1 protein-coding gene is annotated in these 18,152 nt (G+C 54.4%); it reads left to right on the top strand.

What is annotated here, in order from left to right; all coding sequences use genetic code 11:
- The first annotated feature begins 236 nt into the window (after nt 1–236).
- Nucleotides 237–18,074, top strand: coding sequence for a non-ribosomal peptide synthetase (locus H511_RS23135; protein WP_051288063.1), 17,838 nt, complete (start codon nt 237–239; stop codon nt 18,072–18,074).
- Nucleotides 18,075–18,152: the final 78 nt, after the last annotated feature.

The raw sequence follows: 18,152 nt of genomic DNA, 5'->3' as shown, positions 1-18,152 counted from the left end.
AATGTCTCCTGCTGCTGAATGCTGCTTAGACAAGTTAAATTCTCTTTCCTACACTTCTTTACGCTGTGAATCATCCGGTAAATACCTGAATGTAATAGCTGATATCACTCATTAGTCATGTTGGGACAAATCTGTTCCCTCACTTTTTATTACCAATCGTTCTGTCAGTTGGCGCATTTTTTATGTTGGCTGAACGGTGAGTTCCATTGCGTATTGACAATAAGATAGGGAATATTATGAATAAGCAGGCTCAGTTAAACGATAATAGCCTTCAGTCTTTTTATTTTGTCGGTGCAGAGCAACATACTTTGCATGGGATTACGACGGCCCAGCATGAGCTTTGGCTGAGCGAAACCATGTCTCAAACGCAGCCCTTCAATTTCTGGGGTTATGGCGTGATAGAAGGGCCATTGGATGTTTCGCTGTTGCGTCAGGCCGTAGAGATAACAATTAACGATATACCTGCTCTTCAGGCGCGATTTATTGAAAAGGACGGCGAACTTTATCAATACCGTGCGAAGCCAGCGACTGAACCGCTGTATTGGTATGATTTCTCTTCCAGCCATAATCCATTAGACGCTGCACTGGCATGGATGCGCAATGACGCTGACCGGGTCGTTTCTGTCCTGGAGCACGATTTGTATCATTTTGCTGTCCTGAGTCTGGCACCAGATAAATGCATTTTTTACCGCCGCATACATCATATGCTGATTGATGGCAGAAGCGGGGAAGAATTCAGCCGCCGGATTGTGCTGACTTACAATGCGCTGGCGAGCCAACAACCTATTCCTGAGTTTGAAAGCTGTGGCTTTGCCCAGCTTTATGAGAACGATAAAAAATATCGGGGTTCGGCACGACTTGGCAAGGATAGTCTGTTTTGGAAGCACTACACCGCGTCTTCCGTTCACACTCTAACCCGCAAAGAAAAACACGTCCCTTATTCAGCAATGAACATCAGTAAGTATGTGCTCGACAAGGCTGATTTGGATCAGATTGATCAATGTGCGGCACAAATCGGTGTTCACCGTGCACATATACTGACAACGGCAGTGGCGGCTTGTTTTTACAGTGTTACAGGCCACACTGAATTGAATTTCAGTCTGCCGGTAGCGGGAACCCGGGAGAGAAATGGCATAGGTATGACCGCCAATGTGGTTCCGCTGATCTTGCGCTTAACCTCGGATGATACGCTTGAGAATCTGGCCCGGCAGGTAACGGCAGAGATGGGGAAAACGGTTCGGCGCCAACTCTACCGGGGCGAGGATATCCGGCGGGACAGAAACGCCGCCGATGCGTCATGGTTTGGCCCTGCGATTAATATCGTCACTTTTGATAACGGTGATAGCTTTTGGCAATGTAAAACGCGCTGGCATTATGGCGGGAATATCTCGGTCAGCGATATGCAGATTCTGTTTTTTGAAGACAGACAGGCCCAGGAACTGGATGTCATGTTTGTTGATGCGCCGCATATCCATTCTCTGGCGCAGCTTGACAACCTGCAGCGCCGCTTTCAGTTCATTCTTCAGTCACTTTGCCATAAACCTGACAGCCAGCTTGAAGATGTCGTGCGCCTCGCTGCTAAAGCGGATGCGGCGGATTTGCAGGATAATTTTTATGTATCCCGCCTTCAGCCTGTTGCGGGTGGGGTGCTGTGCTGGGAACAATCCGCTGAGGCATTGGAGCGGCTCTCGTATGCCATCGGTCATCCTTCGCAAGCTTGTCCGGTTAAACTGGCACTCAAGGACGGTTTGATCGGTATCGACACTGTGGACCTGTGCGAAGGCCAGACCACGGCATTACCGGGCACGATACTGCATATTGACGATCAGGGATGGAACATTGCGACAGCCCGGGGAATCGTTCGCATTGGTGGCTGGTTTAACGCATCCGGCAAAATGCTGTCAGGGAAACAACTGGCGCAGCAGTGCAAGCTGGAGCCGGGGCAGCGTCTGCCTGTACTGAGCGAAGAGCAGGCTGTTTGCCTGACCGGGCTGTTTGCCGAAGGGAAAGGTTTTGTTTCTTTTTGGCAGTCCCGTCTGGAGCAACCCATGCCATCGGCATTTCCGGCCTGTCAACTCGCTCCGTCAGTGACAAGCTGGCAAGCGACGGCCTGGCAGTCATCAGAGACCGATCTGCCGACTTTTCTGAGCGCTGTTGCTGTTTATCTGGCCCGAATGGGCGATCAAACTGATTTCCAGATTGGCTGGTTACAGAGGCAGGTAAACAGTCTGTTAGCCGATGCTGTGTTACCGATGCACGTTTCTCTGGATATGACACAGCACTTTTCAGCTGCCCGGCAATTATTGAAAACGGAATATGACCGTGTGCTGGCGCATCTGCCTTTCCATCCTGAGCTCCATGCTTTACTGACGTCTGCTGCCCGCTGGCCACTGGCGGTCGAATTACTTTCTGAGCTTTCTGCGGCTACTGACTGCCCGATTGAGGTCGGCGTACTGCTGCAAATCGATAAAACCGGGCACAGATTCCGTTGGCTGTATGACGAGGCTGTACTTGGCAATGAGCAGGTGGACAGGCTCAGTACACACCTGCTTTTTGTCCTTGAACGAGCACGTAATGAACCTGATACCCCAGTAGGTGAGCTGAGTTTGCTGAATGCGAACGAACGTTATTACTTGCTGGAGGAGATGAATGCAACAGCAACTGATTTCCCGCCGGTGAGTTGCGTGCATGCCATGTTTGAAGAGCAGGCAGAGAAAACGCCTGATGCCATTGCACTGTGTTGCGGAAATACCGAATTCAGTTATGCCGAGATCAACGCGCGGGCAAACCGCCTCGCGCATGAACTGCTGGTTTATGGTGTGGGGGCGGAAACCCGGGTCGCAATCTGTGCCTCTCGCAGTCCGGAACTGATAGTGGCCATGCTGGCAGTACTCAAAGCCGGAGGGGCGTATGTTCCATTAGATCCCAGTTATCCTGGTGAGCGGCTGGAGTACATTCTGAATGATTGCCGTCCTGTGTTGTTGCTCGCCGATGCTGTCGGCCGTTCGGCGTTAAGTGCCCATCATGTTCCTGTGCTGGAGCTGGAAGCCGGTTTACCTGCGACGATTTCATCTGAAAACCTGGCGAGGCAAGTCCAGCCCCATCAATTGGTCTATGTGGTATACACCTCTGGGTCAACGGGTAAGCCCAAAGGGGTGATGGTCGAACACGGCCAGTTGCTCAATCTGATTCACTGGCATGCCAAAGCGACAGAACTGAAAGCCGGAGAGCGCACTACCTGTATGGCGGGTCTGGGTTTTGATGCCTGTGTGTGGGAAATATGGCCGGCTCTGGCATTGGGTGCCACAGTGCTGATGCCGCCAAGAGAGGTATCCGGTGATAGCGATGCGCTGTTGCGCTGGTGGGGTAACAGTGACGCACAGATATCTTTCATGGTGACGCCTCTGGCTGAAGTCGCCCTTGCAGGCGGTCATCTTCCTGTGACACTGAGAACTTTGCTGATCGGTGGCGACAGTATTCGCCGCTGGCCGCTGGACATCCCGCAAGACCTGACATTACTGAATAACTACGGCCCGACAGAAACTACAGTTGTCGCCACATCGGGAAATCCGCACACAGGTGCTGCAGTACCATCGATTGGCCGCCCGATCGCTAATACGCGTGCATATTTGCTGGATGAACTGGGACAACCAGTGCCTCTGGGGGCGATTGGCGAATTGTATCTTGGTGGTGAACAGGTTGCCCGCGGTTACCTGAATCAGCCTGAACTTACAGCTGAGCGATTTCTCGATGATCCTTTCAAGCCGGGAGGGCGAATGTACCGGACTGGTGACAGGGCCAGGTACTTGCCTGATGGCAGCCTTGAATACCTGGGCCGGAGTGATCATCAGGTGAAAATACGAGGCTTCCGGATCGAGCCCGGCGAAATTGAAGCGCAGTTGGTGTTGCATCCTCTTGTGTGTGATGCGGTTGTCGATGCACTGGCAGACAGCACAGGAGAGAAACGGCTGGTTGCCTGGCTGGTATCAGCAGAGGAGTCCGGGTGGGGAGAGTTGAAGAATGAGGTGCCAGCGTTTCTGGCGGGACGTCTGCCTGACTATATGATTCCCACTGTGTTTGTCTGCCTGAAAGCTTTGCCTTTGTCGCCGAACGGCAAACTGGACCGCCGCGCTCTGCCTGCGCCGGATTTGACGGAAGCCGGACGAACGATTTACGTTACTCCCGAGGGGGAAACAGAATTGTTACTGGCGCGTATCTGGCAGGAACTGCTGGGTGTTGAACGTGTCGGCCGCGATGATAACTTTTTTGAACTGGGTGGCCACTCTTTGCTTGTGGTCAAATTGCTGGCTCAACTGCGTAAGGCCGGTTTGACGACAGATTTGCAGGCATTGTTTTCTGCCCCTACGCTGTCGGTACTGGCACAGACGCTGGTTCCCCAGGCTGATGTGACTGTACCTGAAAACAGGATTCGGGCTGACAGTAAAACGATCACCCCAGCCATGCTGCCGCTTGCTGATCTTGCTCAGGAAGAGATTGCTGCGATTATTAACAGTGTGCCGGGCGGTGTCGGCAATGTGCAGGATATCTATGCACTTTCTCCGTTACAGGAGGGGATCTATTTTCACCATCAGTTAGCAGAAAAAGGCGATCCCTACCTGCTGTCCGCTACCTTAGAGTTTGACACCCGGTCACGTCTGGATAATTGGCTGGCTGCCATGCAGCAGGTTATCACCCGCCATGACATTCTGCGCACTGCTTTTGTGGCATCTGGTACGGCCTCTCCGGTACAAGTCGTGTGGCGACAGGCTACTTTCAATGTCACAGAGCTGTTGCTGGACCCGACCCAGGGGCAGATCAGCCAGCAATTGGCATCACGTTATGATCCCCGTCATACCCGGCTGGATCTGACGCAGGCGCCGTTACTGCATGTTGTGATTGCGCAACAGCAGGACGGCAGCTGGTGCGCGTTACAGCAATGGCATCATCTTATTGGTGATCATACGACGCTGGCCTTGATGGTTGAAGAGGTCAGCCAAATTATGGCTGGTAACCAAACGGCACTGAAACCGGCACAACCTTTTCGCAATGCGGTGGCACAAGCCCGGCTGGGCGTCAGTGACAGCGAGCATGAATCGTTTTTCCGTCGCATGCTGGCCGATATGTCTGAACCTGTGCTGCCTTTTGGTCTGAGTAATGTTTACGGTGATGGGTTGCAAACCAATGAAGCAAGCCTGACGCTGCCTGCTGAATTGAATCAGGCGTTGCGGGTACATGCAAAACGACTGGGAGTGAGCCTTGCCAGCCTTTGTCATCTTGCGTGGGGACAGGTACTGGCGAGAACCAGCGGTCAGGACAGTGTGGTTTTCGGCACTGTGTTGCTGGGGCGTATGCAGTCCGGTGAAGGGGCTGAAAGTGCATTGGGCCTCTTTATCAACACCTTGCCAGTGCGGCTGGAAATGGATAACCGCGGTACAGAAGACGCTGTTCGCCAGACTCATCAAAGCCTGAGTGCTTTGCTGGCCCATGAGCATGCCCCACTGGCGCTGGCGCAGCGTTGCAGTGGTCTACCGGCAGGAACACCCTTATTCAGTGCATTGCTCAATTATCGTCACAACGAAGGTGACAACCTGCCTCTGCCTGAAGGGGTGAGCCTGATTTCTGCAGAAGAAAGAACCAATTACCCCTTTATGCTGTCGGTGGATGACGGTATGGACAGGCTGTCTGTGACGGCTCAGGTTATTGCGCCGATAGACGCTGAGCGGGTATGTGGCTATATGCAGCAGGCGCTGAGTGCATTGACCAATGCGCTGGCTTATACGCCGGATCTGCCGGTTTGTGAGTTGCCGGTTGTGCCGGACAATGAGTATGCCATGCTCGTTAATGGCTGGAATAGCACTGCCAGGGATTATCCTCAGTCCGTATGCCTGCATACCTTGTTCGAAGCGCAGGTGGCACGCACACCAGATGCCGTTGCCTTGGTTTTTGACGATCAGGTCTGTGAAGATCAGGTTTCTGACGGTCAGGCATTGAGCTATGTCCAGCTCAATGCGAAAGCAAACCAACTGGCACACACCCTGATAGCACTTGGCGTCGGGCCAGACAGCAGGGTGGCTGTCTGCGCTGAGCGAAGTCTGGCAATGGTGATCGGCCTGCTTGGCATCCTGAAAGCCGGTGGGGCTTACGTTCCTCTGGATCCGGCTTATCCCGGCGAGCGGTTACAATACATTCTGCAAGATGCTGCTTCCGTTTTGCTACTGACTGATGAAGCCGGACGTAATGCGCTCGGCAAGCACGCTATTCCTGAACTGTCGTTAAACGGCAACCTGCCATCTGATGTGAGCTGCGAGAATCCAGCGCCACGGTCTCAGCCTGATAATTTGGCATATGTCATCTATACCTCGGGTTCAACAGGTAAACCGAAAGGCGCGATGAATGAGCACAGGGGTATAGTTAACCGCTTGATCTGGATGCAGGAAGCTTACGGGCTGACCGCAGAGGATACGGTACTTCAGAAAACACCGTTTGGTTTTGATGTGTCAGTCTGGGAATTTTTCTGGCCGCTGATGTACGGGGCCAGACTGGTGATGGCACGTCCGGAAGGGCATAAAGATCCGGATTATCTCAGCCGAACCATTTCCCGTTACGAGGTAACAACTCTGCATTTCGTACCTTCCATGCTGCAAAGCTTTCTTGCCTGCAGCGGCGCGGCAGAACGCTGTCAGCCTGTCACGCGGGTTATCTGCAGTGGTGAGGCGCTACCTGCCTCATTAGTGAAGGCATGTTACCGTCAGTTGCCACATGTACAATTGCATAATCTTTACGGGCCGACCGAAGCCGCGATTGATGTGACCGCCTGGCATTGTTCTCGCGAGACAGATCTGGTGACCGTTCCTATTGGTCGCCCGGTCGCAAATACCCGTATTTATCTGTTAGACAAATACGGTCAGCCTGTACCTCTAGGCGCGGTGGGTGAAATGTATATCGGAGGGATACAAGTCGCACGCGGGTATCTGAATCGTCCTGAACTGAACGCTGAAAGGTTTCTCAGTGATCCGTTCAATGCCGAACATGGCGGACGTATGTACCGGACCGGTGATCTGGCACGCTACCTGCCGGATGGCAACATTGAATATCTGGGTCGTAATGATCAGCAGGTAAAAATCCGCGGTTTTCGTATTGAATGTGGTGAAATTGAGGCTGTATTGCTGACGCATCCGCAGGTGCACGATGTCGTTGTGGACGCCCGCAGTGACAGACATGGTGACAAGCGCCTGATTGCCTGGTTTGTGGCTGGTGACGACTGTAAGCCGGACGAAGCCGGATTGCGGGACTATCTGACCGGTCTGCTGCCGGATTACATGGTGCCTGTTGCTTTTATACCGATTGACGCAATACCGCTATCGCCCAATGGCAAGCTGGAACGCCGTGCATTGCCGGAACCTCAGGCGCAGAGCCAGTCGCGTGCTGTCTATACACCTCCCGAAAATGAAACTGAGCAGCAACTGGCAACCCTGTGGGAAGCCTTGCTTGGGGTAGAGCGGGTAGGCCGGGATGATAACTTCTTCGCGTTGGGTGGCCATTCGTTGCTGGCCGTACGTCTGGCTAACCGGATGCAGCAGTTAGGCCAGCCGCTGGCTTTGTCAGCATTGTTCGCCAACCCTGTGCTGCATCAACTGGCCCGCCAGTTGACGACAGACAATACTGACGTATTACCGCCCATTGAGCCTGCTGCACGAGGTGAACGACTGCCATTGTCGTTTGCCCAGCAGCGATTATGGTTTCTGACACAGCTGGATGGCATGAGTGAAATCTATCATATGCCACTGGCGGTACGCCTACGGGGTTCGCTGGATATTCCGTGCTGGCAACGCAGCCTGGATACCATTTATGCGCGCCATGAAGCGTTACGCACTGTGTTTACCAGCCATGATGGCCAGCCCAGTGCACAGATCCTGTCTGCGACTGAACTGCCGCTGACTGTGCATGATTTGCGTCAGCTATCCGATACAGACAAGGCAGACGCGCAGGCACTCCAGATCGCCGCGAGTGAAGCAGCCAGACCGTTTGACTTAATGAATGGTCCTCTGCTGCGTGTTGGCCTTATCCGGCTCAGTGATGACGAGCAGATCTTTACCTTTACCTGTCATCACCTGGTGTCCGATGGCTGGTCTAACGGCATCTTGTTGCGTGAACTGGCAGCCCTATATCAGGCTTTTACACAAGGTGAACCGAATCCGTTACGCCCGTTACCTGTGCAGTACGCGGATTATGCCAGCTGGCAACGTCAGTGGCTGACGCCAGAGCGCTTGTCGAGTCAGGCAGATTACTGGCAACAACAGCTGAATGATGCGCCGGTCTTACTGACGTTGCCGACAGACCGTCCTCGTCCGGCCGTGCAGTCGTTTGCCGGGGATCAGGTTGCGATCCGCCTCGAAGGCGAACTGGCCCAGGCATTACGCCAGTTCAGCCAGCGCAATGGCGCTACCTTGTTTATGACTGTGCTGGCCGCCTGGGGCATAGTGCTGTCCCGGCTGTCGGGGCAGCAGGATGTCGTTATTGGTACGCCGGATGCCAACCGCAGGCAGTTAGATACCGAGCCCATGATGGGTTTCTTTGTCAGCACACTGGCGTTGCGGCTGGATCTGTCCGGCGACATTGAGTGCCCGGCACTGTTACAGCAAGTTCGCGAGACATTGCTCTCGGCGCAGGAAAATGGTGACTTACCGTTTGAACAAGTGGTTGAGCAGGTTAATCCGCCACGACAACGTGCTTATACCCCACTGTTTCAGGTAATGCTGGCCTGGCAGGAAAATGCTGGTTACGACATTCGTTTACCGGGACTGGATGCGGAGCCTCTGGCACCGGGCTACGCGGCCGCTAAGTATGATTTGACACTGGATCTCACCGATCACGGCCAGGAAGTCACAGGGGCACTGTATTTCGCAACCGCCCTGTTCGATCGGGCCACGGCTGAACGTTATGTTGCGTATCTGCGTCAGGTATTGATCGCGATGGCAAAAGGTGTGTCAGAGCCGGTTAACCGCATTAACCTTCTCCCGGATACTGAACGTCAGTGGTTATTAGATGGCAGTAATCAGTCTGAAAATCAAATTACAGAGCAGTGTTGTCTCCACCATAGATTTGAAGCGATAGCAGCGAAAACACCGGATGCCATCGCTCTGGTGTCCGGCGACCAGCATCTGAGTTACCAGTCCCTGAACCAGCAGGCCAATCAGCTTGCTCATGAACTGATCGCGCGAGGCGTCGGGCCTGATACTCTGGTTGCGTTGTGCACGGAGCGGGGGATCGGCACAGTCGTTGCTATTCTCGCCATTCTTAAAGCAGGGGGAGCCTATGTGCCGTTAGATCCGGCTTATTCCGACGAACGTCTGCAATACATTGTTCAGGATGCTGATCCTGTGTTGTTACTGGCCGATGAAGCGGGCCGGTCTGCTCTCGGAGAGCAAGCGATCCCTCTGCTGTCGCTGGATAAGCCTTTGGCAGGGGATAGCCGTGATCCGCAGGTTGCGGGCTTATCACCGGCCAGTCTGGCCTATGTTATCTACACCTCCGGCTCAACAGGCCAGCCCAAGGGAGTGATGGTTGAGCACCGCCAGGTTGACCGCCTGTTTACAGCCACAGATGCCGATTTCGGTTTCAATGCTGAGGATGTCTGGTGTCTGTTCCACTCCTTTGCGTTTGATTTTTCTGTATGGGAGATCTGGGGGGCACTGAGACACGGTGGCCGCTTAGTGATGGTGCCACAGGCAACAGCCCGTTCTGCAAAGGACTTTTACCGCCTTGTCTGTCAGAGTGGTGTCACTGTGCTGAACCAGACCCCGAGCGCGTTCAAAGCCTTTATTCAGGCGCAGGATGATACACCACACCAGCTCAGATACATCATCTTTGGCGGTGAAATGCTCAACCCGGCCGATCTCGCGCCCTGGTACGACCGCCACAGTGCTGATGCGCCGTTGTTGGTGAATATGTACGGGATTACCGAAACAACGGTACATGTGACTTATCGGGTCATGTCACCGTCAGATATTCATGCCAGCGGCAGCCCGATCGGGCATCGTCTCTCTGATCTTCGTCTGTATCTGCTGGATTCGCACGGTCAGCCGGTGCCGTACGGCGCGATCGGTGAATTGTATGTGGGCGGTGACGGCGTCGCACGCGGCTATCTGAACCGGCCGGCGTTAAATGCAGAGCGTTTCCTTGATGACCCGTTTCATGACGGCGGGCGTTTGTACCGCTCAGGCGATTTGGCCCGTTATCTGTCAAACGGTGAGCTGGAATATTTAGGGCGTAACGATCAGCAGGTCAAAATTCGTGGTTTCCGCATTGAATGCGGTGAAGTGGAAGCGGCACTGCTTGCCCATCCGAAGGTGGCCAATGTGGCCGTTGATGCCTGGCAGGCTGCCGATGGCGATAAACGGCTGGTGGCCTGGGTTGTTCCTAAGGGGCAGACTGACAGGGAAACACTGGCCGCACAATGGCGTCAGTTCCTGTCAAACCGTCTGCCGGACTATATGGTACCCGCAGCATTTGTCTGTCTGGACGAAATGCCGCTGACAACCAATGGCAAGCTGGATAAACGTGCTCTGCCGGCACCGGAAAAGCTGGCCGGGAACCGCGAAGTCTATGAGCCGCCGAAAGGCGAAAAGGAGTGCCTGCTGGCTGCTTTGTGGGCCTCTTTGCTGGGTGTTGAATCTGTGGGTCGCAATGATAATTTCTTCGACCTGGGCGGGCATTCTCTACTGGCGGTACAACTGGCCAACCGGATTGAACAGGCTGGCTGGACGCTGTCACTGCCATCTCTGTTCTCAACGCCTGTGCTGCATGTGCTGGCCGAACAGTTGCAGGGAGAGGGAGATATCCGGCAGCGTCCTGTGATGCCTGTTTCCAGGCAGGAGCCTGTGCCCTTATCGTTTGCGCAGCAAAGATTGTGGTTTCTGAGTCAGATCGAAGGCACCAGCGAAACCTATCATATCCCGTTAGCACTGGTATTGACGGGGGCACTTGATAAAACAGCCTTCAGCCAGAGTCTGGATGCTTTGTATTCACGTCATGAAAGCCTGCGCAGTATGGTAGCAACGGAGGGAGATCAGCCTCAGGTGCGTTTCCTTCCTGAGCAGGCTATGCCCCAGTCATGGCATGACTTGCGAGCCGAATCGGAAGCGGACGCCCGGCGTCGGGCGATGGATGAAGCTCGTCGAGAGATGGCTGCACCCTTTGATCTGAACAACGGACCACTGGTCCGCGCCCATGTCTGGCAGATCACGGACAATCACACTCTGTTTCTGTTGGTTTGCCATCACATAGTCTCAGATGGCTGGTCAACCAAAATCCTGCTCAAAGAGCTGGGTGAGCTATACCAGGCGTTTAGTCACAACCGGGAGAATCCTTTGCCACCGCTCAGGCTGCAGTATGCTGACTATGCCCATTGGCAGCGAGAGTCTCTCAGTCAGGATCAGCTGGACAGGCAGACACAGTTCTGGCGTGACTCGCTGGGCGATGCACCGACGCAACTGACATTGCCGACGGACAAACCACGCCCTCCGGTTCAGTCTTTTGCCGGCGCAGAAGTGCCGCTTGAGATAGATGAGGCGCTGACCCAGTCACTGCGCCACCTCAGCAAGCAACACGGCACCTCGCTCTTTATGACGGTACTGGCTGCCTGGGGTGTCGTGCTGTCGCGGCTGTCGGGGCAGCAGCAGGTTGTGGTAGGTATGCCCGATGCCAACCGCGGGCGGCTGGAGGTAGAGTCTGTTGTCGGTTTCTTTGTCAGTACCCTGGCCCTGCATATCGACCTGCGTGACGATCCCTCTCTGGATACCTTGCTGACAAGGATCAGACAGGCCGTACTGGCGGCGCGTGAAAACAGCGATTTACCTTTTGAGCAGGTGGTGGAGGCGCTCAATCCGCCTCGTCAGCTTGACAGAACACCGCTGTTTCAGGTGATGCTGTCCTGGCAGGATGGCACGGTTCGCGACATCAGGTTGCCAGGGCTGGAGGTGGCCGAGGCCGGACTCGGGTACGATATCGCCAAATTTGATTTAACCCTGGCACTGGAAGAGAGCGGTGAGCAGATCACCGGTGTGCTGAATTTTGCCACTGCATTGTTTGAGGCCGGAACTGCACAGCGTATTGGTGATTATCTGCTGGCGGTGCTGACAGCGATGGCGGCAGATGTCAGCCAGCCGGTGTCGCAGGTTGATATCTTGTCTGACAACGAACGTAAGCTGTTGCTTGATGGTCTGAATCAGACTGAACGTGTCTATCGCGGCGCTGCCAGTGTGCATCAATTGATTGAGGAGCAGGCCAGCCGATCTCCTCAGGCTGTTGCACTGGTATGCGGTGATGAAGTGCTGAGTTACGGTCAGCTGGACAACCGGGCAAACCGATTGGCCCACGGACTGATTGTCCGTGGTGTCGGCACTGAAACAAGAGTGGCCGTCTGCGCTGCCCGGAAGCCAGACATGATTGTTGCGTTGCTGGCCGTGTTAAAGGCAGGAGGAGCGTATGTGCCGTTGGATCCGGATTATCCGGCTGAACGGCTTCATTATATTCTGACAGACAGCGCCCCGGTGCTTTTGCTGGCCGACTCGGCCGGCCGTCAATCGCTGGGTGATGTTCAGGTTCCTGTACTGGCTTTGGATGAGCCGCTGGCAACACCTGTGTCTGTTGGTGCGCCAGACACAGTGGTTTGCCCTGAACATCTGGCTTATGTGGTTTATACCTCTGGCTCTACCGGACGCCCGAAAGGGGTGATGGTTGAGCATGCGCAGTTGCTCAACCTGATTGGCTGGCATGCTGAAGCAACCGGGCTGCAGGCGCGGGAGAAAAGCACTTGCATGGCGGGACTGGGTTTTGATGCCTGTGTCTGGGAAATCTGGCCGGCCCTGTCACTGGGAGCAAGGTTACTGATGCCGCCGCTGCAGGTAAAAGGTGACAGCGATGCCTTGCTGCACTGGTGGCAAAACAGTGGCGCACAGGTTTCCTTCATGGTGACGCCGCTTGCTGAAGCTGCCCTGGCAGGCGGCACTGTGCCGCAGTCGCTGCGTCAGTTGCTGATTGGCGGAGACAGTGTCCGCCGCTGGCCGCTGGATGTCCCGGCAGGGTTGACTGTGGTGAATAACTACGGGCCGACCGAAACGACTGTGGTGGCAACATCGGCACCGCTGGATCTTAATGCTCCGGTTCCCTCAATTGGCCGTCCGGTCAGTAATACCCGCGTGTATCTGCTGGATGACTACGGTAAGCCTGTCCCTAAGGGATCTGTCGGCGAGCTGTATATCGGTGGGGTTCAGGTGGCTCGTGGTTATCTCAATCAGCCAGTGTTAACGGCTGAGCGTTTTCTTGACGATCCTTTCCATCCGCCGGGACGTATGTACCGCACAGGCGATCTGGTCCGTTATCTTGCTGACGGCAGTCTGGAATTTCTCGGACGCAATGATCATCAGGTGAAAATTCGTGGTTTCCGTATTGAGCTGGGCGAAATCGAAACTCAGCTCGGTGCTTATCCTGCGTTAAAAGATGCGGTTGTTGATGCGCCGGCCGGTACCAGCGGCGATAAACGCTTGATAGCCTGGGTTGTTCCTGAAGTGGCGGTTGAGACAGACAATGATAGATCTGCGCTGACTGAACAATTACGCCGGTTCCTGAGCGCGCGTCTGCCTGAACATATGATCCCATCGGCCTTTGTATATATGACAGCGCTGCCGGTGTCTCCTAACGGCAAACTGGATCGCCGAGCGCTGCCTTTGCCGGGATCAGAGGCTGGCCGTGCTTATGCGGCGCCACAAGGTGAAACGGAAATCTTGCTTGCTAAGATCTGGGCAACAATACTGGAACGTGAATACATTGGCAGGAATGACAATTTCTTCGAGCTGGGTGGTCATTCATTGCTTGTGGTGAAACTGATGGCTGAACTCCGTCGCCAGGGGCTTGCCGCGGATGTCAAAACCCTGTTTTCTGCCCCCACGCTGGCCTCACTGGCTGCAGCGCTGGGTTCTCAGCAGGAAATCCGGATTCCGGAGAACCGGATCACTGTCGGCATCACAAGTATTACTCCTGAATTAGTCCCACTGGCAAATCTGAATCAGCAGGACATTGAGCAGATAGTGGCGACGGTGCCGGGCGGTGTGGGTAATGTGCAGGATATCTATGGCTTGTCGCCATTGCAGGAAGGGATTTATTTCCACCATTTACTGAATGAACAGGGTGATACCTACCTGCTGTCCGCTTTACTGCGCTTTGACAGTCGCCAACGGCTCGACAATTGGTTGTCGGCTATGCAGCAAGTGGTTGATCGTCATGATATTCTGCGTTCTGCTTTTCTCAGTCATGGCCTGTCAGAATCTGTGCAGGTAGTCTGGCGCCATGCCGCTTTACCTGTTAGTGACGTCGCGCTGAATCCGGCCGACGGGCCAGTGGCAGAGCAGTTACTGGCTCGCTTTGACTCCCGTTGTTCCCGCCTGGATCTGACGAAGGCGCCGCTGCTGAATATGGTGGTCAGTCAGGACGAAGACGGTCGCTGGCTCATGCTGCAGCAATGGCACCATCTGATCGGCGATCATTCAACGTCGGCACTGATTGAAAGTGAGATTGCCACTATTCTGGCTGGCAGATCCAGTGAGTTGACGGCCGCGCCACCATACCGAAATGTTATTGCACAAAGTCGGCTGGGGATGAGTCAGACACAGCATGAGGTGTATTTCCGCCAGATGCTGGTTGATATCGAAGAGCCAGTGCTGCCATTCGGGCTGAATGATGTTCGTGGAGACGGCAAGCGCGTTGTGACCTCGCAGTTGCCTGTTCCCGGCGATCTCAATCGCACTTTGCGAGAGCAGGCACGCAAGCTGGGAGTCAGCCTGGCCAGTCTTTGCCATCTGGCCTGGGCGCAGGTGCTCTCTCGCGTTACGGGTCGGGATACTGTGGTATTCGGCACTGTATTGCTTGGTCGGATGCAGGCCGGTGAAGGTGCAGAGCAGGCGATGGGACTGTTCATCAATACGCTGCCGCTTCGCCTGGATATTAATGATAAGGATGTAGTGAGCGCGGTGCAGCAGGCACACCAGAATTTGAGTGGTTTGCTTGAGCACGAGCATGCGCCTCTGGCACTGGCTCAGCGCTGCAGTGGTCTGCCGGCAGGAGCACCATTGTTCAGCGCGTTACTGAACTACCGCCATAACCAGGGTGACGAGTTAATTTTACCGGCAGGTATTGAACTGCTCAGTGCTGAAGAACGAACCAATTATCCCTTTGTTATGTCAGTTGAAGATGGCGGCGATTCACTCGGCCTGACAGCGCAAATCAGTCAGCCGGTTGAGGCAGTCAGGGTTTGCGAATATATGTTGCAGGCGCTGATTTCATTGTCTCATGCTCTGGATACAACGCCTGATTTGCCTGTCAATACGCTGGACATAGTCACCGATGCTGAGTATCGCTTGCAGCTGGAAACCTGGAATCAGACGACCACGGCTTATCCGGCAGACTGCTGTGTGCATACTGTGTTTGAACAGCAGGTACGCGCTAATCCTGATGCGATTGCCGTTACTGATGGGCCGCGTTCTGTAAGTTATGCCGAGTTGAATACTCAGGCCAATCAACTGGCCCATGTCCTGATTGAACGGGGTCTCCAAACCGGTGATCCGGTGGCGGTCAGGTTGGGACGCAGCCTGGATCTGGTTGTGGCGCAGTTGGCTGTACTCAAAGCCGGCGCGGTATACGTGCCTATTGATCCCAAGCTACCGGAATCCCGGCAGGCATGGATCATCCGTGATTGCGGTGCGTGTATCATGATTGCAGAACAGCCGGGTGATGATGCACTGTCTTATGTCTTAGCTGATGAGCGCAGCCAGCGCACTGACAACCCTGAACGGCCGCGGTCAAGTACAGCAACGGCATATATCATGTACACCTCAGGGTCGACCGGTCAGCCTAAAGGTGTAATGACACCGCATCAGGGCGTCAGCCGGCTCGTGATCAACAACGGTTATGCGGACTTCAACGAGACAGACATTGTCGCATTTGCAGCGAATCCGGCCTTTGATGCGTCAACGATGGAAGTGTGGTCAGCCTTGCTCAATGGCGGTCAGCTGGTGGTCATCTCCCCGCAAACCGTCCTGGATGCCAAAGCCTTTGCGGAGGTATTGCAAAGGCAGCAGATCACGGCCTTATTTTTGACAACCGCTTTGTTTAATCAATATGTTCATACCCTTGGCAGCACTTTGTCTCAGCTCAGATATTTGATTTGCGGCGGCGAGAAGGAAGACCCGGCCGCTTTCGCGACGCTGCTGCAATATCAGGGACCGGTAAAGCTGATCCACGCCTACGGGCCAACCGAAACAACGACTTTTGCTACCGCGGCGCATATCGAGCACTTTGATGATCGTGATCGTTTACCTATAGGTAAGCCGATAGGTAACACGCGTGCTTATGTACTGGATGCGCGGGGGCGGGTTGTTCCTCGTGGCGCTGTGGGTGAGCTTTATATTGGTGGTGTCGGCGTGGCTCTGGGGTATCTGAATCGTCCGGAAATGAGTGCTGAGCGGTTCCTGCCCGATCCATTCAACGCAGGAGCTAACATGTACCGGACCGGTGATCTGGTGCGTTATCTGCCGGATGGTAGTCTGGAATATCAGGGACGCAACGACCGGCAGATGAAAATTCGCGGCTTCCGGATCGAAATGGGCGAAATCGAGCAATATCTGCGGGCACATGCTGCGGTTCGTGATGTGGTGGTCGATCTATATCCTCTGGGTGATGGCCAGCATCTGGTTGCCTGGCTGACACTCAATGACGGTGCATCAGCTCCGGACACACAGGCACTGCGCAGGTATCTGGCGGAGTCTCTGCCGGCTTATATGCTGCCCGCGGCTTACATCTGGCTCGAGCACCTGCCGCTGACACCGAATGGTAAGGTGGACAGACGTGCATTACCTGCACCGCAAGGTCAGGCTGTTGCGGACGCAGACTATGTGCCGCCTCAGGGAGACACTGAAATAATGCTGGCTCAACTGTGGCAAGATTTACTGGGAATAGAGCAGGTGGGCCGTTACGATCATTTCTTTGAGTTGGGAGGTCACTCCCTGCTGGCGGTGCGCCAGGTGAGCATGGCACAGCCGCTTGGTCTGAGCCTTTCGGTACAGGCCATATTTGATCATCCGGTACTGGCCGATTTGGCTGATCAGCTCGATAACCAGTTCGGCGAGCGACGCCCGCGAAGCGCATTACCGGCTCGCCGCAGTGGCATACGTTCCCCCTTGTTCTTTCTGCCCACAGGCTTTGGTGATCATTCCTACGTGTATGAGATAGCGAAAGTCATTAACCCGGACCATCCTGTTTATGCCGTACCCTGGCCGGATAGGGCGCAGCCGTTGCCCGAGACTATGGCCGGTATGGCAGCAGCCAGTATCGCGCTGATTCGTCAGGTACAGCCGCGTGGGCCGTACCATCTGTTCGGGTATTCGTCTGGCGGCATTCTTGCCTATCAGGTTGCACTGCAATTGCAAAGGGAAGGGGAAGAAGTGGCTCTGCTGGGACTGCTTGATACCATGCGGCCACAACAGGCGATGAGCAGCGTAACAGCGCTTTTCCTGAGCTGGCTTGAAGTGGAGCATGCCGATCTTGATCTGGCCTTGCTGGCACAACTTCGTGAGATGCCGTTACAGGCTGCGCTCAGAACGTTGAAAGAAAGGGGGATCAGTACACAGATGGACGATCATCAGGCAGAGCTGTTGTTGTGGAACCAGCGTTATCATTATGCGACTTTGGTTGGCGCAACAACAATCTCGCCATCGGAACTGACAGTGCATTTATTCAAAGCCAAAGAAGAAATGCCACCCATGCGCAGTGACGATCTGATTCGGTATTGGGAGGCTATCAAACCTCAGGGCTTTAACCGCACGGATAACTCGGCACTGGGATGGGAACATTATTTGCCGGCACATTCGCTGGTTGTGAAAAAAGTGGATGGCGATCATGTCACTATGATGGCGGATGCCGAGAACCGCCGTCGGTTAGGGGAGTGCATTGATGCGTTGTTGCAGGAAATATCGGTTGATGCTTTAGTTGATAGAGCAACGGATACCGAGAATACGCGGTAACTCAATTATTCAGAATAGACTCAAAATCCGGTGCTCTACAGGCACCGGATTTTTTGACTATTTTGTTTTTTTATGCTG

The sequence above is a fragment of the Photobacterium halotolerans DSM 18316 genome (genome assembly GCF_000425165.1).
Lineage (GTDB): Bacteria > Pseudomonadota > Gammaproteobacteria > Enterobacterales > Vibrionaceae > Photobacterium > Photobacterium halotolerans.
Note: the sequence above shows the minus strand (reverse complement) of the source record. Positions and strands in the feature narration are given on the sequence as shown.